General features: G+C 59.7%; 14 protein-coding genes and 1 pseudogene. 5 read left to right on the top strand and 10 right to left on the bottom strand.

Going from position 1 to position 21,958, the window contains the following annotated elements:
• Nucleotides 1-41: 41 nt before the first annotated feature.
• The gene (locus AB4O41_RS26750) at nucleotides 42-1,904 is read left to right on the top strand and encodes a sigma-54-dependent Fis family transcriptional regulator (RefSeq protein ID WP_460145339.1); all 1,863 of its coding nucleotides are present in this window, start codon (nucleotides 42-44) and stop codon (nucleotides 1,902-1,904) included.
• A 308-nt stretch (nucleotides 1,905-2,212) separates the two neighbouring features.
• On the opposite strand, the gene cysS is transcribed toward AB4O41_RS26750, so the two are convergent.
• Together cysS and AB4O41_RS26740 are read right to left on the bottom strand one after the other, a co-directional pair.
• Complete coding sequence (gene cysS, locus AB4O41_RS26745; RefSeq protein WP_460145338.1) at nucleotides 2,213-3,595, bottom strand: cysteine--tRNA ligase; 1,383 nt, start codon at nucleotides 3,593-3,595, stop codon at nucleotides 2,213-2,215.
• A 24-nt stretch (nucleotides 3,596-3,619) separates the two neighbouring features.
• On the bottom strand, nucleotides 3,620-5,317 hold the full coding sequence (locus AB4O41_RS26740) for a glutamine--tRNA ligase/YqeY domain fusion protein (protein ID WP_460145337.1): 1,698 nt from the start codon (nucleotides 5,315-5,317) through the stop codon (nucleotides 3,620-3,622).
• A gap of 279 nt (nucleotides 5,318-5,596) precedes the next feature.
• On the opposite strand from AB4O41_RS26740, the gene AB4O41_RS26735 reads away from it, so the two are divergent.
• Together AB4O41_RS26735 and lpxH are read left to right on the top strand one after the other, a co-directional pair.
• A complete protein-coding gene (locus AB4O41_RS26735; protein ID WP_052967714.1) occupies nucleotides 5,597-6,100 on the top strand; it encodes a peptidylprolyl isomerase in 504 nt (167 codons plus the stop codon).
• Nucleotides 6,097-6,849 (top strand): UDP-2,3-diacylglucosamine diphosphatase, encoded by a 753-nt coding sequence (gene lpxH / locus AB4O41_RS26730; protein ID WP_460145336.1) that lies wholly within the window; start codon nucleotides 6,097-6,099, stop codon nucleotides 6,847-6,849. Before AB4O41_RS26735 ends, lpxH begins: the two co-directional genes overlap by 4 nt.
• A 123-nt stretch (nucleotides 6,850-6,972) precedes the next feature.
• Here the strand turns inward: lpxH and AB4O41_RS26725 are convergent, their stop codons facing one another.
• From AB4O41_RS26725 to AB4O41_RS26695, 7 genes are all read right to left on the bottom strand, one after another.
• Complete coding sequence (locus AB4O41_RS26725) at nucleotides 6,973-8,502, bottom strand: DHA2 family efflux MFS transporter permease subunit (RefSeq protein WP_460145335.1); 1,530 nt, start codon at nucleotides 8,500-8,502, stop codon at nucleotides 6,973-6,975.
• Between the two features lie 78 nt (nucleotides 8,503-8,580).
• Nucleotides 8,581-9,783 (bottom strand): HlyD family secretion protein, encoded by a 1,203-nt coding sequence (locus AB4O41_RS26720; RefSeq protein WP_460145334.1) that lies wholly within the window; start codon nucleotides 9,781-9,783, stop codon nucleotides 8,581-8,583.
• Between the two features lie 15 nt (nucleotides 9,784-9,798).
• On the bottom strand, nucleotides 9,799-11,268 hold the full coding sequence (locus tag AB4O41_RS26715) for an efflux transporter outer membrane subunit (RefSeq protein ID WP_460145333.1): 1,470 nt from the start codon (nucleotides 11,266-11,268) through the stop codon (nucleotides 9,799-9,801).
• A complete protein-coding gene (locus tag AB4O41_RS26710; protein ID WP_007896150.1) occupies nucleotides 11,258-11,737 on the bottom strand; it encodes a MarR family winged helix-turn-helix transcriptional regulator in 480 nt (159 codons plus the stop codon). Before AB4O41_RS26710 ends, AB4O41_RS26715 begins: the two co-directional genes overlap by 11 nt.
• A 239-nt stretch (nucleotides 11,738-11,976) precedes the next feature.
• On the bottom strand, nucleotides 11,977-15,651 hold the full coding sequence (locus AB4O41_RS26705) for a translocation/assembly module TamB domain-containing protein (RefSeq protein ID WP_460145332.1): 3,675 nt from the start codon (nucleotides 15,649-15,651) through the stop codon (nucleotides 11,977-11,979).
• The gene (locus AB4O41_RS26700) at nucleotides 15,648-17,375 is read right to left on the bottom strand and encodes an autotransporter assembly complex protein TamA (protein WP_460145331.1); all 1,728 of its coding nucleotides are present in this window, start codon (nucleotides 17,373-17,375) and stop codon (nucleotides 15,648-15,650) included. The genes AB4O41_RS26705 and AB4O41_RS26700 overlap by 4 nt, the downstream gene beginning before the upstream one ends.
• Nucleotides 17,376-17,439: 64 nt before the next feature.
• A complete protein-coding gene (locus tag AB4O41_RS26695; RefSeq protein WP_123358310.1) occupies nucleotides 17,440-18,090 on the bottom strand; it encodes a GNAT family N-acetyltransferase in 651 nt (216 codons plus the stop codon).
• Between the two features lie 301 nt (nucleotides 18,091-18,391).
• On the opposite strand from AB4O41_RS26695, the gene xthA reads away from it, so the two are divergent.
• Nucleotides 18,392-19,204 (top strand): exodeoxyribonuclease III, encoded by an 813-nt coding sequence (gene xthA / locus AB4O41_RS26690; protein ID WP_460145330.1) that lies wholly within the window; start codon nucleotides 18,392-18,394, stop codon nucleotides 19,202-19,204.
• A 189-nt stretch (nucleotides 19,205-19,393) separates the two neighbouring features.
• Nucleotides 19,394-20,452 (top strand): annotated as a pseudogene (locus AB4O41_RS26685) (phosphate ABC transporter substrate-binding protein); the annotation flags it as partial.
• 151 nt (nucleotides 20,453-20,603) lie between these two features.
• Here AB4O41_RS26685 and AB4O41_RS26680 read toward each other — a convergent pair.
• On the bottom strand, nucleotides 20,604-21,833 hold the full coding sequence (locus tag AB4O41_RS26680; RefSeq protein ID WP_008014296.1) for an acyl-CoA dehydrogenase: 1,230 nt from the start codon (nucleotides 21,831-21,833) through the stop codon (nucleotides 20,604-20,606).
• Nucleotides 21,834-21,958 lie beyond the last annotated feature (125 nt).

The raw sequence follows: 21,958 nt of genomic DNA, 5'->3' as shown, positions 1-21,958 counted from the left end.
TCATAACAACAATAAAAATGCTGTTTCAGAGGCTCAATGCCATGGCCGCACCTGCCCCGCCGCTCTCCCACGACGCCATCATCCAGGACTCCTGGTCCCGCTGCCGCGCGTTCGGGCTCGATCATCAGAGCGCGCCGGCGTTCGATCAGCTGCCGGCCGATGGCATCGCCCAGTTACTGGAGAGTCAGCATTCACTGGTGCAGACCACCCATCAGGAAGTCCTGCCGTATTACGAGAACATCCTTAGTAACTCCAATTGCCTGATCATGCTCGCTGACAATCAGGGCCAGGTGCTGACGTCCTGGGGCACCCAGCGTTTCATCGAGCCGAGCCTGACTCGCGGTTTCAGCGCTGGCGCCAGCTGGATGGAGCGTTGCAGCGGGACCAATGCGATCGGCACCGCGTTGGTCTGCGAGCAGGCGGTGCACATCGAACACGATGAACATTTTCTCAAGGCCAACCGCTTCATGACCGGCTCCGCCGCGCCGATTTTCGATGCCGAGCGCAAGGTGATCGCGGTACTGGATGTGTCCAGCGACAGCTACCTGCCGCCGTCGCACACCCTGGGCATGGTCAAGATGATGAGCCAGACCGTGGAGAACCGGCTGATCCTCAACCTGTTCCATGGCCAGCATTTCCAGCTGACCTTCAACACCGGGCTGAACAATCTCGACAGCCAATGGGCCGGGTTGCTGATTTTCGATGAAACCGGTCAGGTGCTGTCCGCCAATCGCCGGGCCGACAACCTGCTGGGCATCAGCCTGTCGCGGGTCAGCGTCGAAAGCCTGTTCAAAGTCTCATTACTGGAACTGCTGAACCAGCCGGACGGCCTGCCGTTTGCCCTGCAAGCCTCGGGGCGCAACCGTTTTCAATGCCTGTTGAAACGGCCAAAACAAGCGCCTATTCAGGCGCGGCTGCTTTCTGAAATAAAGAGCACTGAAATAAAGAGCGCTGAACCCACGGCGCCGGCTCCCATAGCGATCAGCCTCAATACGCTGCATTTTGGCGACAGCCGCGTGGAAAAAGCCGTGCGCCAGGCCGAACGCTTGCTGGAAAAGGACATTCCGCTGTTAATCCACGGGGAAACCGGGGTCGGCAAGGAAGTCTTCGTCAAAGCCCTGCACCAGGCCAGTTCACGCAGCAAACAGCCGTTCATTGCCGTCAACTGTGCAGCGATCCCCGCCGAACTGGTGGAATCCGAGCTGTTTGGCTATGAGAAAGGCGCGTTCACCGGCGCCAATCAGAAAGGCAGCATCGGGCTGATCCGCAAGGCCGATAAAGGCACCCTGTTCCTCGATGAAATAGGCGACATGCCGTTGCCGACCCAGGCTCGGCTACTGCGGGTATTGCAGGAGCGTTGCGTGCAACCGGTGGGCAGCAGCGAGTTGTTCCCGGTGGACATTCGGATCATTTCAGCGACTAACCGCTCGTTGCGCGAGCAGGTTCAGCTGGGGCGGTTTCGTGAGGATTTGTATTACCGCATTGGTGGTTTGACCCTGGAACTGCCGCCGCTACGGGAACGCAGCGATAAGGAAGCGCTGTTCAAACGGCTGTGGGAACAGCACCGCGAACCGAGCCAATGGGCTGGCTTGAGCCGTGAAGTGATGGAGTTGTTCAGTCGTCATCCGTGGCCGGGGAATTTGCGTCAGGTCAGCAGCGTGATGCAGGTGGCGCTGGCCATGGCCGAGGAACAACCCGTGCGGCTGGAGCATTTGCCGGATGATTTTTTTGTCGATCTGGAGATGGAGCCGGTGGATTCTCAGGAGACGTTGGCGGTGGATTTGAATGATGCCGAGGAGTTGAATCGGCAGTTGCAGGCGGTAGGGGGGAATATTTCGCACTTGGCGCGGCGGTTGGGAGTTAGCCGGAATACCCTGTACAAGCGATTACGTCAGGTTGAGTGACGAAGACTACATGGATTGTGTTCGGCTTGAGACCATCGCGGGCAAGCCCGGTCCCACAGGGATTTGTGTCGTATACAGAATCGGAGTCCACCTCGGTCATTGTGGGAGCGGGCTTGCCCGCGATGGCGCCAGCATGGGCACCGCAGCATTTACACCCTGCGCATAAACAAAAACCCGCACAAGGCGGGTTTTGTTTGATCGTTCCCACGCTCTGCGTGGGAATGCAGCCCGGGACGCTCCGCGTCCCTTCCAAAGCCGAACGCGGAGCGTCCGTTGAGGCATTCCCACGCAGAGCGTGGGAACGATCATCAGTCAGCCAATCGCCAGGTCGTCCCGCCCTTACCATCTTCCAGCACCACGCCCATGGCGGTGAGCTGGTCGCGGATGCGGTCGGATTCGGCCCAGTCCTTATTGGCACGAGCCGTCAGACGCGCCTGGATCAGTGCATCAACCTCAGCCGCATCGACCCGCCCTTCAGCACCAGCCTGCAGGAAGTCATCGGCCTCAAGCTGCAACACACCCAACACACTGGCCAATTCTTTCAAACGAGCCGCCAGACCCGCCGCCGCATCGAGATCGCTCTCGCGCAGGCGGTTGATCTCGCGGACCATCTCGAACAGCACCGCACAGGCTTCCGGGGTACCGAAGTCGTCGTTCATCACCTGAGTGAAACGCTCGACAAAGGCTTCGCCGCCAGCAGGCACCACGTTCGGCAGGCCTTTCAACGCATGGTAGAAACGCTCGAGTGCGCCTTTGGCGTCCTTGAGGTTGTCTTCCGAATAGTTGATCGCGCTACGGTAGTGGCTCGATACCAACAGGTAACGCACGACTTCCGGGTGGTACTTTTCCAGCACGTCGCGAATGGTGAAGAAGTTGTTCAAGGACTTGGACATCTTCTCGCCATTGATGCGAATCATGCCGCAATGCATCCACGCGTTGGCGTAGGTCTTGCCGGTCGCCGCTTCGCTCTGGGCGATTTCGTTTTCATGGTGCGGGAACTCGAGGTCGCTGCCGCCGCCATGAATGTCGAAGGTCTCGCCGAGGCAGCAGGTCGACATCACCGAGCATTCGATGTGCCAGCCCGGACGTCCGTCGCCCCACGGCGAAGGCCAGCTCGGCTCGCCCGGCTTGGCGCCTTTCCACAGCACGAAGTCCAGCGGGTCCTGTTTCGACTCGTCGACTTCGATCCGTGCGCCGATGCGCAGGTCTTCGATCTTCTTGCGCGACAGCTTGCCGTAGCCCATGAACTTGGCGACGCGGTAGTACACGTCGCCATTGCCCGGTGCGTAGGCGTAGCCCTTGTCGATCAGGGTCTGGATCATCGCGTGCATGCCGGCGATGTGGCCGGTGGCGCGCGGTTCCATGTCCGGTTTCTGGATGTTCAGGCGCGCTTCGTCTTCGTGCATCGCCGCGATCATGCGCTCGGTCAGCGCTTCGAACGACTCGCCGTTTTCACGAGCGCGATTGATGATCTTGTCGTCGATGTCGGTGATGTTGCGCACGTAGGTCAGGTCGTAACCGCTGAACCGCAACCAGCGGGTCACCAGATCGAACGCGACCATGCTGCGGCCATGGCCCAGGTGGCAGTAGTCGTACACGGTCATCCCGCAGACGTACATGCGCACCTTATTGCCATCCAGGGGCTTGAAGACTTCTTTGCTCTTGGTGAGCGTGTTGTAGATCGTAAGCACGAATGCTCCTTCCTTAACGCTGAATCACTGACCCCACGAATCACGCAAGGTCACGGTACGGTTGAACACCGGATGACCGGGCTTCGAGTCCTTGATATCCGCGACGAAGTAACCTTCGCGCTCGAACTGGAAACGGTCTTCCGGCTGTGCATTGCCAAGCGAAGGCTCGGCACGACAACCGGTGAGGACTTGCAGCGAGTCAGGGTTGATGTTGTCCAGGAAACTGGCGCTGTCTTCGGCCTTTTCAGGGTTGGCCGAACGGAACAGGCGATCGTACAGACGCACTTCGCATTCGACGCTGGCCGCGGCCGGCACCCAGTGCACCACGCCTTTGACCTTGCGGCCTTCAGGGTTCTTGCCCAGGGTTTCCGGGTCATACGAGCAACGCAGTTCGACGATGTTGCCATCGGCGTCCTTGATCGCTTCGTCGGCACGGATCACGTAGCTGCCGCGCAGACGCACTTCACCGTTCGGCTCCAGGCGCTTGTAGCCTTTCGGCGGCTCTTCCATGAAGTCTTCACGGTCGATGTAGAGCTCACGGGCGAACGGCAGAACGCGCACGCCCATGTCTTCTTTCGGGTGGCACGCCAATTCGAGGTTTTCGACCTGGCCTTCCGGGTAGTTGGTGATCACGACTTTCAGCGGACGCAACACGCACATGGCGCGTGGGGCGCTGTGGTCGAGGTCGTCACGGATGCTGAATTCAAGCATGCCGAAATCGACCACGCCGTCGGAACGGTTGGTGCCGATCATTTCGCAGAAGTTGCGGATCGATTTCGGCGTGTAGCCACGGCGGCGGAAACCCGACAGCGTGGACATGCGCGGATCGTCCCAGCCATGAACGTGCTTTTCATCGACTAGTTGCTTGAGCTTGCGCTTGCTGGTGATGGTGTAGTTCAGGTTCAGGCGGCTGAATTCGTACTGACGCGGGTTCGCCGGTACGGGCAGGTTGTCGAGGAACCACTCGTACAGCGGACGATGGCTTTCGAACTCCAGGGTGCAGATCGAGTGGGTGATGCCTTCGATGGCGTCCGACTGACCGTGGGTGAAGTCGTAGTTCGGGTAGATGCACCACTTGTCGCCGGTCTGGTGGTGATGCGCGTGACGGATGCGATACATGATCGGGTCGCGCAGGTTCATGTTCGGCGAGGCCATGTCGATCTTGGCCCGCAGCACGCGTGCGCCGTCCGGGAACTCGCCGGCGCGCATGCGGGCGAACCAGTCGAGGTTTTCTTCCACGGAGCGGTCACGGAACGGGCTGTTCTTGCCCGGCTCGGTCAGGCTGCCACGGTATTCCTTGGCTTGCTCAGGGCTCAGGTCATCGACGTAAGCCTTGCCAGCCTTGATCAGCTCTACCGCCCAGTCGTGCAACTGGTCGAAATACTGCGAGGCATAGCGCACTTCACCGGACCATTCGAAGCCCAGCCATTTGACGTCGCTTTCGATCGCGTCGATGTATTCCTGGTCTTCCTTGGCCGGGTTGGTGTCGTCGAAACGCAGGTGCGTGACGCCGCCGAATTCCTGGGCCAGACCGAAGTTCACACAGATCGACTTGGCGTGACCGATGTGCAGGTAGCCGTTGGGCTCAGGCGGGAAACGGGTGACGATCTGCGTGTGCTTACCCGAGTCCAGGTCCGCCTGGATGATCGGGCGCAGGAAATTGACCGGCACGGCAGGGCCAGTCTTGGAATTCGAGGTAGGGTCGACAGTGGGCTTGCTCATAGGATCCTTGAACGTACATGTGCGCGGCCAGTTGGCCAAATCAAAGCGGCTGTTATAAATCAAAGGGGCTTATCATAGCCGATGCTGTCAAGTGGCTGACAGAGCAGGCCGGCAATCGGCTGCATTTAATCGGTTGCCAATGAAAAACAGCCTCGAAATTCGCGCCCGGCACGCTAAACTGCCTGCCTTGGCCGACACTGGCCGGACTGGGTGAGGGCCTGAACGCCCCGAAACCCACGAATTCATAGAAAACGCTTTACCTCATAAAGAGTGATGATCATGACCCAAGTCAAACTGACCACCAACCATGGCGACATCGTCCTGGAACTGAACGCTGAAAAAGCCCCGATCACCGTGGCCAACTTCATCGAGTACGTTAAAGCCGGTCACTACGAAAATACTGTTTTCCACCGTGTCATCGGCAACTTCATGATCCAGGGCGGCGGTTTCGAGCCAGGCATGAAAGAAAAGAAAGACAAGCGCCCAAGCATCCAGAACGAAGCCGACAACGGCCTGCCGAACGTGAAGTACAGCGTAGCCATGGCCCGCACCATGGAGCCGCATTCGGCTTCTGCCCAGTTCTTCATCAACGTGGCTGACAACAGCTTCCTGAACCACAGCGGCAAAACCGCTCAGGGTTGGGGCTACGCCGTATTCGCCAAAGTAGTCGAAGGCACCGACGTGGTCGACAAGATCAAAGGCGTGGCCACGACTTCCAAAGCCGGCCACCAGGACGTACCAGCAGAAGACGTGATCATCGAGAAAGCCGAGATCATTGAGTGATACTGCTGATTTCAGACTTGCATCTGGAAGAGGAGCGCCCGGACATTACCCGGGCGTTTCTGGATTTGCTCGCTAGACGTGCCCGCTCAGCGAGTGCGTTGTACATTCTGGGCGACTTTTTCGAGGCGTGGATTGGCGACGATGCCATGACGCCGTTCCAGCGTTCCATCTGCCAGGCCCTGCGCGAACTTAGCGACAGCGGCACGGCCATTTTTCTGATGCACGGCAATCGCGACTTCATGCTTGGCCAGGCCTTCTGCAAACAGGCCGGCTGCACGTTGTTGAAAGACCCGAGTGTCGTGCAGTTTTACGGCGAGCCAGTGCTGTTGATGCACGGCGACAGCCTCTGCACCCGTGACGTCGGCTATATGAAGCTGCGACGTTACCTGCGCAACCCGGTTACCCTGTTCATCCTGCGGCATCTGCCCTTGCGCACTCGTCATAAACTGGGGCGCAAGCTGCGCAGCGAAAGCCGGGCGCAGACACGAATGAAGGCTAACGACATTGTCGATGTCACGCCGGAAGAAGTGCCGCGGGTCATGCAGCAATATGGCGTGAAAACCTTGATCCACGGGCACACCCATCGCCCCGCCATCCACAAGTTGCAGATTGGCGAGCAGTCGGCCAAACGCATTGTGTTGGGGGATTGGGATCGCCAGGGCTGGGCGTTGCAGGTGGATGAGCAAGGGTTTGCGTTGGCGCCGTTTGACTTCGCCCCGCCCCCGCAGTTGGCAGCACCCACAAACTAACGGCCAAAACACAAAACTTGTGGGAGCGAGCCTGCTCGCGATAGCGGATTCATATTCAACATCTATGTTGACTGATCTACCGCCATCGCGAGCAGGCTCGCTCCCACAGGGACTGTGTTTAGCTTAATGGCCTGAGGCAGCAGGTCCTGCCTTCGCCGCAAACGGCGGTTTCGCCAGCCACACCAGCAGAATCAACCCCATGAACGCCCACCCCAGCAACGTGAAGTAATCCACGGTGGAGAGCATGTACGCCTGGCTGGTCAGCACGTGATCCAGTTGCGCGTAAGCCGGGTTACTCGCCCCGCCGAGCGCATTCAAGGCATCCCGGGTCGCCGGCTCATAGGTGGTGATGCTTTCACTCAAATACGCATGGTGTTGATCGGCCCGGCGAATCCAGATCCAGGTGGTCAACGACGCCGCAAAACTACCGCCCAAGGTCCGCAGGAAGGTCGCAAGTCCTGCGCCGTCGGCAATCTGGCTCGGTGGCAAATCCGACATCAAAATGCTCAAGGTCGGCATGAAGAACAGCGCCACGCCAATGCCCATGAACAGCTGCACCAAAGCGATGTGCTGGAAGTCCACTTCATTGGTAAACCCGGCGCGCATGAAGCAACTCAAACCGATGCACAGGAACGCGCCACCAGCCAACAGTCGCAGATCGAACTTGTGCGCGTACTTGCCGACAAACGGCGACAGCAGCACCGGCAGAATGCCGATCGGCGCCACCGCCAGTCCGGCCCAAGTGGCCGTGTAGCCCATCTGGGTTTGCAACCATTGCGGCAGGATCAGGTTGATCCCGAAGAACCCGGCGTAACCCAGCACCAACACAAGGGTGCCGATGCGGAAATTACGGTAAGCGAACAGCCGCAGGTTGACCACCGGATGCTTGTCGGTCATTTCCCAGATCACGAACACCGCCAGTGCTATCACCGAAATGGCCGCGCCGATCAGGATGAAGTTCGACTCGAACCAGTCCAGGTCATTGCCCTTGTCGAGGATCACCTGCAACGCGCCGACGCCAATGATCAAAGTGATCAAACCCACGTAATCCATCGGCTGGTAACTGGTCACCACCGGACGCGCCTTCAGTTGCTGGCGCACTACCATCACCGCAAAAACACCGATCGGCACGTTGATAAAGAAAATCCACGGCCAGCTGTAGCTGTCAGTAATCCAGCCGCCGAGGATCGGCCCTGCAATCGGCGCCACCACCGTGACCATTGCCAGCAACGCCAGGGCCATGCCTCGCCTGGCGGGCGGATAGACGGCAATCAACAGCGTCTGTGTCATCGGGTACAACGGCCCGGCCACCAGACCTTGAAGCACCCGAAAGCCAATCAGCTCCGGCATCGAGGTCGAGATACCGCAGAGAAACGAGGCCAGCACGAACAGCATCGTTGCCCAGAGAAACAGCTTCACCTCACCGAAACGCCGGCTGAGCCAACCGGTCAGCGGCAGCGCAATGGCGTTGCTTACGGCAAACGAGGTGATGACCCAGGTGCCCTGCTCCGAACTCACGCCCAAGTTGCCGGAAATCGTCGGCAAGGCCACGTTGGCGATGGTGGTGTCGAGCACCTGCATGAAGGTCGCCAGCGACAGGCCGATCGTGCTGAGCAGCAAGCTGGGCGGCGTGAAAGACGCGTTATTGCTCATCGCAAATCCTTTGAAACCTGATTGGCGCTACGTCTGTTACAGACGCAGCTGACCTTGTGGGAGCGGTGTGATGACCAATCAGCGGTGCGCGGTTTTACTGACCGCGGCGCTGTTGTCGTGGATCAACTGGGTGATCATCGCGTCGGCCTCGGCCAACTGACGGTCGTAGACGCTGGTACTGAATGACGCCTTTTGCGGTGGCTGTTGCGCCAGCACCGGACCGCTCTGGTCGCGCAGGTCCACATCGACCTGAGTCGACAGGCCGACCCGCAATGGATGCTTGGCCAGTTCTTCGGCATTGATGTGAATCCGCACCGGCACCCGCTGGACGATCTTGATCCAGTTACCGGTGGCGTTCTGCGCCGGCAGCAAGGCAAACGCGCTGCCGGTCCCGGCGCCGAGGCTGTCGATGGTGCCGCTGTATTTGACGTCGCTGCCGTAGAGATCGGCCTCGATGTCCACCGGCTGACCGATGCGCATGTCACGCAGTTGGGTTTCCTTGAAGTTGGCATCGATCCACAGTTGATCCAGCGGGATCACCGCCATCAGCGCGGTGCCCGGTTGGACCCGCTGACCCAGTTGCACACTGCGTTTGGCGACATAACCGGTGACCGGCGCGATCAAAGTGCTGCGGGCATGGGTGAGGTACGCCTGACGCAATTGCGCGGCGGCGGACATCACGTCCGGGTGCGACGACACCACGGTGTCATCGACCAGCGCACTGGTGGTCATGAGTTGTTGTTTGGCGTTGGCCAAGGCGTTTTGCGCCGAGGTCAGGTCGTCGCGAGCATGGGACAGTTCTTCCTGGGAAATCGCCCCGCCAGCAGCGAGGTTTTTCCGGCGATTGAAGTTGTCCTGAGCCTTTTGCACTTCGGCCTGCTGTGCATTGACCTGGGCTTTCATGCCGTCGACGTTGCTGTACAAACCACGCACCTGACGCACGGTGCGGGCCAGATTGGCCTGGGCACTTTGCAGACCGACTTCGGCGTCGTTCGGGTCAAAGTTGACCAGCACCTGGCCTTCGTGGACCAGATCGCCATCGTCGGCGCCGATGCTGACCACGGTGCCGGTAACCAACGGAGTGATTTCCACCACGTTGCCGTTCACATAGGCGTCGTCGGTGCTTTCGTTCCAGCGACCGTAAAATTGGTGATAACCCCAGACGCCGAGCCCGGCGAGAATCACCACGATGGTTAGTACAAACAACATCACTTTGCGTTTGCGTGGACTGCTCGAGTCTTGAGCGTTGTCAGGGGCTTGGGATGTATCGACAGTGGCCATGACGGGTACCTTGAATTAGTTGTGCTGCGTGGCTGGGATTGCGTTGGCTGCGGTCAGGGTTTCGCCCTGGAAGCCGCCGCCCAGCGCCTGCATCAGTTGAATCGACAAGTCGATCTGCTCGGCATTCAGGTTGGCCAGCTGACGCTGAGCCTGGAGCAATTGCTGCTCGATGCTGAGCACGTCCAGGTAATTACCGATGCCGGAACCGTAGCGCTGGACCACGGTGTTGTAAGAGTCCTGGGCAATGTCGGTGGCGTGCTGCTGGGCGCCGATTTGCCGGCCGATATCGCGCAATTGGTTGATGGTGTCACTGACATCGCCCAGGGCTTTCACCAGGCTTTTGTTGTACTGCGCCACCGCGAGATCGTAATCGGCGTCACGGGAGTCGAGGTCGGCCCGTAAACGGCCACCGTCGAAAATCGGCACTGAGATCGTCGGCGCGACGTTAAAGAAGCGACTCGCCGAACCGAATATCGCATCGCCCAGCAACGACTCCACACCTGCCGCCGCGCTCAGGTTGAGGTTGGGGTAGAACTGAGTCTTGCCCGCCGCGATGTTTTTGCTCGCGGCTTCAACCCGCCAGCGTGCCGCCACCAAGTCCGGACGACGACCGAGCAATTCCGCCGGCAGCACCGATGGCAGTGCGACTGCGCTGGCCTGGAGAACTTTCGGTCGGGCGATTTCGTTACCACGATCCGGACCCTTGCCCAGCAGCACGGCCAAGGCGATTTTCGCGCTTTGCAGGCGTTTCTCGGCGTCAATCAGGCTGGCTTGGGCGCTGGCTTCCAAGCTTTCGGTCTGCTGAAACTGGTACTGGCTGTCGATCCCCGAACTCAGGCGACGTTGGCTGAGGTCGAGCATTTGTTGGGTGCGCTTGAGGTCTTCGCTGGCCAGGTCATGGATGATGTGCGTCTGCCCCAGATCGCTGTAGGCGCGGGCGACGTCGGCAGACAAGGTCAGCTGCGCGGCCTGCTGATCGACTTCGGCGGCACGGGCCTGGCCCAATGCGGCTTCCCAGGCATCGCGCTGGCCGCCCCAAAGGTCGAAGTTGTAATTGAAACTCGCACCGAGATTACGCATGGTGGAATAGGTGCCGCCCTGCCCGCTCGGGTCCTGATCGCGAGCCAGACGCGAACGGCTGACACCGGCGCTGGCATCCAGGGTCGGCATCCGCGCGGCGTCGGCGGCATAGGCAGCGGCGCTGGCCTGATGGGCGCGGGCGTCGGCGATTTGCATGTCCGGGCTGTCGTGCAGGGCTTCGCGGATCAGGCCATCGAGTTGCGGATCGCCTAGGCTTTTCCACCAGTCGCTTTTTGGCCACGCCGCGGGCGACAGGGTCACGCCGTTGAGGGATTGCCCGGCCTTGAGATTTTTCGCATCGAGGCTGACGCCTTCGGTGGTCAGGCCGCTGTAACTGGCGCAACCGGCGAGGCTCATGGCCAACAGCACCAGGCTCAGGCCGGTACGCAGGCTTTTACTGCTCATGGCCACCTACCCGCAGCAGAGTGATCGAGTCACCCGCGGCTACCAGAATTTTCTTCAGGATCTGTTCCAGGGTTTTCAATTCTTCCGGGGTGATGGCGCCGGCCAGTTCATTCATGGCATCGGCGCCGATCTGCGGCAGCTGATCGGTCAGCTGCTGGCCCTGTTCGGTCAGCACCAACTGAACCTGACGCCGGTCTGCCTCGGAACGTTGGCGAGCGAGGAAACCTTTCTGTTCCAGACGATCGAGCATGCGGGTCATCGAACCGCTGTCCAGCGACAGGTGACGGCACAACTCGGCCGGGGTATCGACGCCGAACTGGGCCATGATGATCAGCACCTTGAACTGCGCGGCGGTGATGCCGTGGGGTTCCATGTGCGTGTCGATGATCCGGTCCTTGAGCAGCGCGGCGCGTCCGAGCAGGAGGCCGAGATGACAATTATGGAAATCGTATGAGGTGAAATGTTTCATCTGACCACCGATTAGCTGCCTAGGCAGAGAATGTATGTCGAGATGTTACTGCCTAGGCAGCGAATGTCAACGCAATAGTTAGGTTGCTTGCTATTTAGTTGATAAATGGTGCACCGCTGATCGTTCCCACGCTCTGCGTGGGAATGCCTCAACGGACGCTCTGCGTTCGGCTTGGGAAGGGACGCGGAGCGTCCCGGGCTGCATTCCTTTGCTGCGCGTGGGAACGATCAGGTTGGGGGTTAAAAATCCCGCTTGTAGAAGATGTCCAGCGAACTGGCCACGCCGCTGGCGGCTTCGAGGTAAACCTTCTTGCTCAGTTTGTAGCGCAAGGCAATTGTGTTGGCCGGCTCGAACACCCCGACGCCATAACGCAGGCTGAGTTTTTCCGAGATGTTGCCGCTGGCCACCACGGCGGTGCTGGTGCCACTGCCTTGGGTATCAAGCTGGAAATCCTGAATCCCCAGGTCCTTGGCCAAACCGCTGGTTACACCCGAACTGCCCATCAAACCCAACCCGAGGGCAGCCTGGGCGAGCATGTTGTTGTCTTCACCGGTGGTGCTCAGCGGACGCCCCAGCACCAGATAGGACAATGCCTGCTCCTGACTCATCGCCGGTTCGGAAAAGATCTGCGTGGTCGGCTGCTCGGCGCTGCCACTCAGGCGAATGCCGGCGATGATATCGTCGGTCTGGCGAATCGCTTCGATATCGAGATACGGCTGATCAATGGGACCTGCAAACAGCAGGCGCGCCCGGCGCACCGTCAGCCGCTGACCGTAGGCGCGATAACGCCCGTCGTTGAGCCACAGCTCGCCTCGAGTATCCATGTTGTCACCGATGTGCACATGACCTTGCAGGTTGGCGGTCAGGCCAAACCCGGTAAAGCTCAGCTTGTCCTCCCCCACCACCACATCGATGTCCATCGCCATGGCCATCGGCGGCTTACCTTCTTCGGTTTGCTGACCGACGATCACCGTGTCATCGGAGACCTTGACCGTGGACGGCGGCAGTTCGCGCACGGTGATTTCACCCTTGGGCACCAGCACTTTGCCGACGATTGCCAGTCTGTCGTCCTTCATGGAGATCTTCAGGTCCGGCGCGACCTCCAGCGCGGCGTAGGGTTCGACGGTGACCGGTAAGTGCGAGCCCTTTAGCGCCAGATCCACCACCAGCGCCTGGCCCCAGGCGATATTGCCATTGAGGCTGCCCTGCCCGGTCTTGCCGCTTTTCCAACCGCCGTTCAATTGCACGGTTTCGCCGGCAATCACGGCTTGAAGTTGCAAGGCTTCGAGCGCCATCGGCAGTTCTGGCCCGGAGATTTCACCGTCGCGCAGCTCAAGGTTGCCATTGACCAGCGGCGCCAGCAGTCCGCCGGACAATGTGCCGCTGCCGCTCAAATGCCCGCTGAGTTTCTCGACCATCGGCACAAACGGCCGCGCCACCGACAAGTCCAGACCACTGAGGCGGAATGAACCGGTCAGCGGTTTGTTCTTCGGCAGCGGGTTGATCTGCGCCTGAACCATCAGTTCACCGAGTTTGCCACCGACAAAATTGAGGTCGGTGTCGATGCGTTTCGGCGTGAGTTTGCTGGTGAGTTTCAGGGTCTGGTACGGGAAGTCCAGCCATTGCTCCTTCTCGCGCATACGCAACGTGCCGCCGCTGGCGTCGATGCTGACCAGGCCGTTCGGGCCGCTGGCCGGCAAGTCCAGTTGCAGGTCGGCATTGAGCTTGCCCTTCCAGGCAAAATCCTTTGGCAACCATTGCGCGAGGCTGTCGATCGGGAACTGCTTGAGGTGATAACGCAGCTTCGGCTCGGGCATCAAGCGCTGGTCTTCGCCACACAGGCTGGCCGGGCCGGACATCCAGCAATGGGCGCCAAAGTTGATCTTGCCGTCCGCCAGTCGCTCTAGCTTCGCCGGATTTTGCAGTTTCCAGTCCTGACCGCCGGCCTGGATATCACCACTGGCCAGACGTCCGCGCCAATTGCCCTTGTCCAGCGTGCCGTCGAGACCGAGCGCCAGTTTCAGCTTCGGCCCTTGCAGGTCGAGGGCGAGTTTCTGGTTTTTGATGTCGCCCTGACCGCTGGCGGTCAACGTGCCCAGTGACGTGTCGCCGGTCTGAATGCCGCTGCCCTTGAGGTCGATCTTCGCCCGCTGGGCGCTGTCGAGGGTGGCGTCCAGATTGAGACTTTGCAGGCGGTTGTCTTCGAAGGCCAGTTGTGTGCCTTGCAGACCGAGTTTTCCTTGTGGCGCCTTTAGCGTGCCGGCGACATCGACCCGGCCATTGAGCTGCCCGCGCAGTTGCGGCCAGAGCTGGGCCAGACGCGGCATCTTGATGTCGATCCGGCCGGCGAGTTTCTGTTGCAGGCTGCCTTGGCCATTGATGCTGTTTTCACCAAGGCGAATCTGCAACGCGCTGAGGTTCCATTGCTCGCCGCCACCATCGGCCTTGGCTTGCAACACCGCCGGTTGCCCGCGCAGCTTGCCTTTCAAGTCCAGGTCGGCGGTCAGGCTGAGCGTTTCGTTCTTCATCTCACCTTTGCTGCGCAATGGCCCAGCCAAGGTGCCTGGCAACTCCGCGAGCCAGTACGCCGGGTTGATTGCCGAGAGGTCCAGCGCCGTATCCCAGGCGATACCGTTGGCAAACTGCAGGTTCAAGTGCCCTTCGGCCTTGCCCTGCCCGGCTTCGAGTTTGAATTGCGGCAGGTGGATTTTGGTCAGATCGCCGCTGAACGGGCTGTTCAGACTGAACGCCCCGGCCGGGCCATCCAGTGCGGCTTTGAAGTTACCGATGTAGTTGCCGTCGGTGTAGGAGACTTCACCGGTGAAGCTGCGCAGCGCCACTTGCGGCTCGTCGATCAGCGGATAGAGACGGTGCCACGGGAAATCCAGCCAGTCGATTTTCGCCTCAGCACTCAGGCCTTTGCTCCAGTCCACAAGCCCTGTGAGCTTGAGGCTTTGTTTGTCATTGGCCGTCAGGTCAAGGCCGGCGATCTGCGCGCCCTTGGCGTCGACCTTGCCTTGCAGCAACAGCGCAACCGGGCCTTGCTCTGCGGGCAACGTGGCTTTGCCGAGCAACTGGTAACCGTTTTTCAGGTCGCCGTCGCCGGTGAGTTCCAGTTGATTGAGTTGCAGGGTGTCCGGCAGATCGGTGCTGGCCTTGAAGCCGTCGGCGGTGATCCGCACTTTGGCCGGCAGATTTTCCACCAGCGGTTGTAGCTCGCCGGTCAGTTGCCCGTTCAGGTAACCGCTGCTGTCGGCTTTCAGGTTCAGGGTTTTCAGCAGATCACCGTCGACCTTCAGGGCCAGTGCCCATGGTTCGGTACCCGGCGACGGCAAGGTCAGTTTGCCTTCAGCGGTCAGCGGCCAGTTACCGCTCGGTTGCAACAGGCCGGACAGGTTCAGGCTCAGCTCATCACGCTGCAAATGCACCGAGTCGATCTGCAAACCCTTCTCGGTCCAGTGCGCCGCCAGTTGCAGCCCCTTGAGTTCTTCACTGCCGTTGAACAGCAGGCGGCCGATTTTGACGTCGCCCAATTCGATGGCCAGCGGCAATTTCAAGTCTGGAAGACTGACTGGGCCGCTACTTTGCTCTTCCACGCCCGGCGGGAATTGCAGACTGACCTGCTCGGCCTGCAATTGTTCGATGCACAACGTCATGCGCATCAGGCACAGCGGCGACCAGGCGAAAATTGCTTTGTTCAGCTCAACCCGACTGCTGTCCTGCTGCCACACCAGATGATCAGCGCTCCACTGCCCACCCAAACGGCCCTGGAAATTCTCCACAGCCAAACCCGGCACAAACCCGAGCGCCCAGCGACTACCCGTCGGAGTGCCCAGCACGGTGACCAGTGTCAGCACGATCAGCATCAGCAGCGCCGGAATCGCCAGCAGCGTTATTTTCAAACCACGCTTCACAGCTCAGGCCCCATTGAAAAGTGCAGTCGAATGCCGCCGTCGTCGTCCATCGCATGGGCCAGGTCGAGGCGAATCGGCCCCACCGGCGAAACCCAGCGTACGCCGATACCGACACCCGTCTTCAGGTTCGGCAGTTCGAGTGTGTTGAAGGAGTTGCCCTGGTCGATGAAGGTAGCGACCCGCCATTTTTCGGCGATGGAATATTGATACTCGACGCTGCCGGCCACCATGTAGCGGCCACCGATACGGTCGCCATCGGAGTTTTCCGGGGACAGGCTCTGGTAATCGTAACCGCGCACGCTCTGATCGCCACCGGCGAAGAAGCGCAAGGACGGCGGCACCGATTTGTAGCCGTTGGTGGCGCTGCCGCCGACCTGCACCCGACCGAGCAAGCGGTGTTTGTCGAAGACCGTGGTCAGGCCTTTGACCAGCGCCGTGCCGTAGACCAGGTTGGTGTCCGAACCTAATCCTTCCTTGGCGACTTTGGTTTCGAATTGCAGGCGATAACCGTTGTGCGGATCGATGCGGTTGTCGCTTTTCAGGTACGAATAGCTCACGCCGGGCATCAGCAAGTTACTGAGCCCCGAGTCGTCGCCGAGTTGGTATTCCTCGCGTTGCCACTTGAGCGACACCACCCGCTGCCAGCCGCTGGGCAACTTGCTGTGCCACTCGGGGCCGAGGGTCAGCAGTTTGCTGAGGGTATCGGTGCCGGCAATTTCTTCATATTGATAACCACCGGCAAAGCGCAGTTTGTCGGTCAATGGTGGGTCCAGCGGAACGTCGTAAAACAGCCCGACGTTCTGCCGTGGCGCCGAAATCTCGGCCTCCCAGCCATAGCTGTGCCCCTGAGGATTAACCCAATGGCGGGTCCAGTTGGCTTTGACCCGTGGACCGACGTCAGTGGAAAAACCCAGGCCGAGACCCATGGTCCGTGGCTTGCGGGTTTCCAGTTTGACCGCCACCGGGATCACATCGTCCTTGGACGCGGTCGGCGCCGCGTCCACGCGCACGCCCTCGAAATAGCCGCTCGATTGCAGCGCCTGATTGAGTTCGGCGATCAGTTCGGAGTCATAGGGCGCACCAGCCTTGAACGGCACCAGGCGTTGCAGCAGGTCTTCGTCGAACGGTGTATCGCCTGCAAAACTGACTTTGCCTAGCGCATAGCGCGGGCCGCTGTCGTAGATCAATTCGATGTCGGCGACGCCAGCCCGCGGGTCCACCAACAGTTTCTGACGGGTGAAACGGCCACTGAAAAAGCCGTAGCGCGAGGCCTGGTTCTGGATCAGCCGCTTGGCGTCTTCGTAACGGCCATGATTAAGCACTGCGCCGGGTTTCAGCAGGTCACTTTTCGGTACACGAAAGGATTTGAACGAGGCCGCCGGGCCGTCGATACGCACCGTGACGTTGCGCAAATGGATCGGCTCGCCGGGGGCGATATTCAACACCAGGCGCGGCGTCTTGCCGCCCTTCACGTCGCTGTCGATTTGCGGCTGGTAGTAACCCAAAGCCTGGGCGGCCTTGCGCGCTTGCTCTTCGGCGCCGCGACTGAAGCGCAGCAAGGCTTCTTCATCGCGATCGCCGAGGCTACCGATATAGCCTTCTATATTGGCCTTCAGTTCATCGTTGGACGGTTTGATCCGCACATCCAATTCACTTTGCGCCAGCGCCGCGCAGCTGGAAATCAGTATCAACACGCCGCTGGTAAATCTTCCGGGAAACTTCATAGCGCGGATGCTATCACGAGCCTGGGGGCCTGATAGAGCCTGACCTGCCGCGAAAGTTCTACTGTTATGCCGTTGCCGTTTGTAACACCTGCGGGTTGGCGTGGAAAAATACGTGCTCTCGAATCGGTCCTACGGCCACTTCGCCGATTTCCTCGTAGCCCTGACGCTTATAGAATTCCAGATAACGAGGATTCCCGGTGTCGAGGATCACGCCCTGTGAGTGCTCATCGACCGCGCACCAGTTATGGACCGCTTGCAGCAGTTGCTCGCCGAAGTGCTTGCCCTGGAATTGCGGATGAACCCCCAGCAATGGCAAGACATGCACGGAGTCGGACGGCACGCAGGCCATTACGGCGGCGTGGTAATCGAGGTAGCGTCGGGTGCAGCGAAAACCGGTGCTGAGCACCATCCGCAGGCGCCAGGCCCAACTTTCGGTAATGCCCAGGCGACGTTGCGGCGGTGCAATCAGAGCGATGCCGATCAAGCGATCATTCACCAGCAGGCCGATGGCCGGCAAATCCTGCAAAAAGTGCTGTTTGACCAGTTCGCGCACCGTCGCCCGTACCCGTTGTTCATAACCAGGGCGTTCGGCTTCGAACAGATAGCCGAACGTCGGCTCGTGCCGGTACGCCTGGTACAACAGGGAACGTGCTTCGCGGGAATAGCCGCTATCGAGCATGTGAATATCGGCGATGACGGTCGAGGTTTCGGGCATAACGGCAGATCTCCCCTGGGCGCGGCTCAAAAATGGCGGCGCTCTTATTGTTACGAACGTGTTGGCGCTGGCACAGTTCCTGACTGATCCGAAATCAATGGTGGTACTTAAACCGTCATCGCGAGCAGGCTCGCTCCCACAAGGTATAGACCAGACTCATAACCTGTGGGAGCGAGCCTGCTCGCGATTGGGCCATAACGGCCTACACAAAGCTGACGGGCAAAAACGAATCGCCTTACCCCAAGGCTGGCCCCATTCCTACATGTCAGCTAGCATCGCACTTTTGCCAGGACTGCCGACCATGAAGATCGTCTCCTTCAACATCAACGGGCTGCGCGCTCGCCCGCATCAGCTGGCGGCGCTGATTGAGAAACATCAACCAGACGTGATCGGATTGCAGGAAACCAAGGTCCACGACGACCAGTTTCCCCTGGCCGAGGTTCAGGCACTGGGCTATCAAGTGCATTTCCACGGGCAAAAAGGCCATTACGGCGTGGCCCTGCTCTCGCGCCAGGAACCGATTGCCTTGTACAAAGGTTTCACCACTGACGAAGAAGACGCTCAGCGACGCTTCATCTGGGGCACTTTCGCCGACGCCAATGGCGTGCCGGTGACCATCATGAACGGCTATTTCCCACAGGGTGAAAGCCGCGATCACCCCACCAAATTCCCGGCCAAGGAACGTTTCTACAGCGATTTGCAGCAATTGCTGGAAAGCCAGTTCAGCAACGACCAGCCGATTGTGGTGATGGGTGATGTGAACATTTCCCCGGAAGACTGCGACATCGGTATCGGCCCGGACAACATGAAACGCTGGCTGAAAACCGGCAAATGCAGCTTCCTGCCCGAAGAACGCGAATGGATGGCGCGCCTGAAGAATTGGGGTCTGGTCGACAGTTTCCGTCACTTGAACCCGGACGTTTCCGACCGTTTCAGCTGGTTCGACTACCGCAGCCGCGGGTTTGAAGATGAGCCCAAGCGCGGGCTGCGGATTGACTTGATCATGGCGTCCCATGGGTTGTTGCCGCGAGTGAAGGATGCCGGCGTGGATTACGATCTGCGCGGGATGGAAAAACCTTCCGATCATGCGCCGATCTGGCTTGAGTTGAGCTGATCCTACAAAATCTACACAAGGCTAATGTGGGAGCGGGCTTGCTCGCGAAGGCGGTGTGTCATCCAATGTTGATGTTGGCTGACACACCGCCTTCGCGAGCAAGCCCGCTCCCACATTGGTAACTGTCATCGTTCAGAAACCTTACTGACTTATTCTCCCGGCACTTTCCCAGGCTTATAAGGTGCCGGCATGACGCTGCGCGTGTTGTTCCTGTTGCTGTTCGGCGCTGTGCTGCCGGTGTCGGCTGGCGACTTGCCGACGCCCGAACGTGGCCCGGTGCTGCGCATTCAGGGCTCCAACACCATTGGCGCGGCATTGGGCCCGGCGCTGGTCGAGGGGTTGATGCGTGAACAGGGCCTGCTCAAGGTTCACCGCGAAGCCCCGGACAAAGCCAATGAACAACGCATCGTCGGCGAAACCGTTCAGGGACGCCGAGTCGAAGTGGAGGTCGCGGCACACGGTTCCAGCACCGGGCTCAAAGCCCTGAAAGACGCCTCTGCCGATCTCGCGGCCTCGTCGCGCTCGATCAAGGACAGCGAACGGCTGGATCTCGAGCCGCTGGGCGACCTGAAAAGCCCGATTGCCGAGCAAGTCATCGCCATCGACGGACTGGCAATCATCCTTCATCCGCACAATCCGCTGAAGCAACTCAGCACCGTACAACTGGCGCGAATCTTCAGCGGCGAAGCGAAAACCTGGGAAGAACTCGGCGGCACCGGTGGGACGATTCATCTCTATGCGCGGGATGATCAATCGGGCACCTATGACACGTTCAAGGAATTGGTCCTCAGCCCGCGTGGGAAAACCCTGAGCGGCAACGCGAAACGCTTCGAATCCAGCGAGCAATTGTCCGACGCTGTCAGTCTGGACCCGCAAGGCATTGGCTTCATCGGTTTGCCTTATGTGCGCCAGGCCAAAGCCGTGGCCATTGTCGATGGTGACTCCCAGGCCATGCAGCCGCTCAATAGCCTGATCGCGACGGAAGATTACCCGCTGTCCCGTCGGCTGTTCTTTTACCTACCGCCGACCGGGAAAAATCCCTGGGCCAAGGCCTTGGTGAAGTTTGCCCAAAGCAGCAAAGGCCAGGCGATTGTCGCAGCCAATGGTTTTATCGCGCAGACGGTTCAGGCCATGGCCGTCACACCGAATGCGTTGATGCCCGAGGGTTATCAGGCACTCAGCCGTCATGCCCAGCGGCTGACGGTGAATTTCCGTTTCGAAGAAGGTAGCGCGACGCTGGACAACAAGGTTTGGGTTTACTGAAGTGGCTGTGTTGAATGGGCCGACGCCTTCGCGGGCAAGCCCGCTCCCACAGTGTCCGTGTCGTACACAAAAGCGGTGAACACCACTGCAACTGTGGGAGCGGGCTTGCCCGCGATGAACGATGACGCGGTGCTTGTTAATGCCCGCTACGCATCATCTCTTTAGGCACATATTTGCCGATCTCGAACTTGCCGATCGCCGCGCGGTGCACTTCGTCCGGGCCGTCGGCCAGGCGCAGGGTGCGTTGCATGGCATACATGTAGGCCAGCGGGAAATCGTTGGAAACCCCTGCCCCGCCATGGATCTGGATCGCCCGGTCGATCACCCGCAATGCCACGTTCGGCGCGACGACTTTGATCTGCGCGATCTCGCTTTTCGCCACCTTGTTGCCGACGGTGTCCATCATGTACGCGGCTTTCAACGTCAGCAGGCGGGCCATGTCGATCTCCATCCGCGAGTCGGCGATTTTGTCGATGTTACCGCCCAGACGCGCCAGGGGTTTGCCGAACGCAGTGCGGTTGACCGCACGTTTGCACATCAGCTCCAACGCACGCTCGGCCATGCCGATCGAACGCATGCAGTGGTGAATCCGGCCAGGGCCGAGGCGACCTTGGGCAATTTCGAAGCCGCGTCCTTCACCCAACAAGACGTTTTCGTACGGTACCCGGACGTTTTCGAACAGTACTTCGGCGTGACCGTGAGGCGCGTCGTCATAACCGAACACCGGCAGCGGACGCACAATCTTCACGCCAGGGGTATCCACCGGCACCAGAATCATCGAGTGCTGCGCATGGCGCGGTGCATCCGGATTGCTCAGGCCCATGAAGATCAAAATCTTGCAGCGTGGATCGCAGGCGCCAGAGGTCCACCATTTCTTGCCGTTGATCACCCATTCGTCGCCATCACGCACAGCGCGGGCAGCCATGTTGGTGGCGTCGGACGAGGCCACGTCCGGCTCGGTCATGGCAAACGCCGAGCGGATTTCGCCGCGCAATAACGGTTCGAGCCAGCGCTGCTTCTGTTCTTCATTGGCGTAACGCACCAGCACTTCCATGTTGCCGGTGTCTGGCGCGGAGCAGTTGAACGGCTCAGGGCCCAGCAGCGAGCGGCCCATGATTTCCGCCAACGGCGCATATTCGAGGTTGGTCAGGCCGGCGCCGAGTTCGGATTCAGGCAGAAACAAATTCCACAGGCCTTCAGCTTTGGCCTTGAGTTTGAGTTCCTCCATGATGGCCGTCGGCTGCCAGCGATCTCCCTCGGCGACCTGGCGTTCGAACACCGCTTCAGCGGGATAAACGTAGGTGTCCATGAACGCGGTCACGCGCTCACGCAGTTCTTGCACTTTGGGCGAATAAGCGAAATCCATGGGCAGCTACCTTCTTACTTAAGGGAGGTTGTTCAGAGCATGCAATCGATGCTAGAACAGCGTTGATAATTTACCTAGCCTATTCTCGGCGTGTATTAACATTCATCACCGATATATGATCGACT

This window comes from Pseudomonas sp. S2_A02 (assembly GCF_054668495.1).
This window is presented reverse-complemented; position numbering and strand designations above follow the sequence as displayed.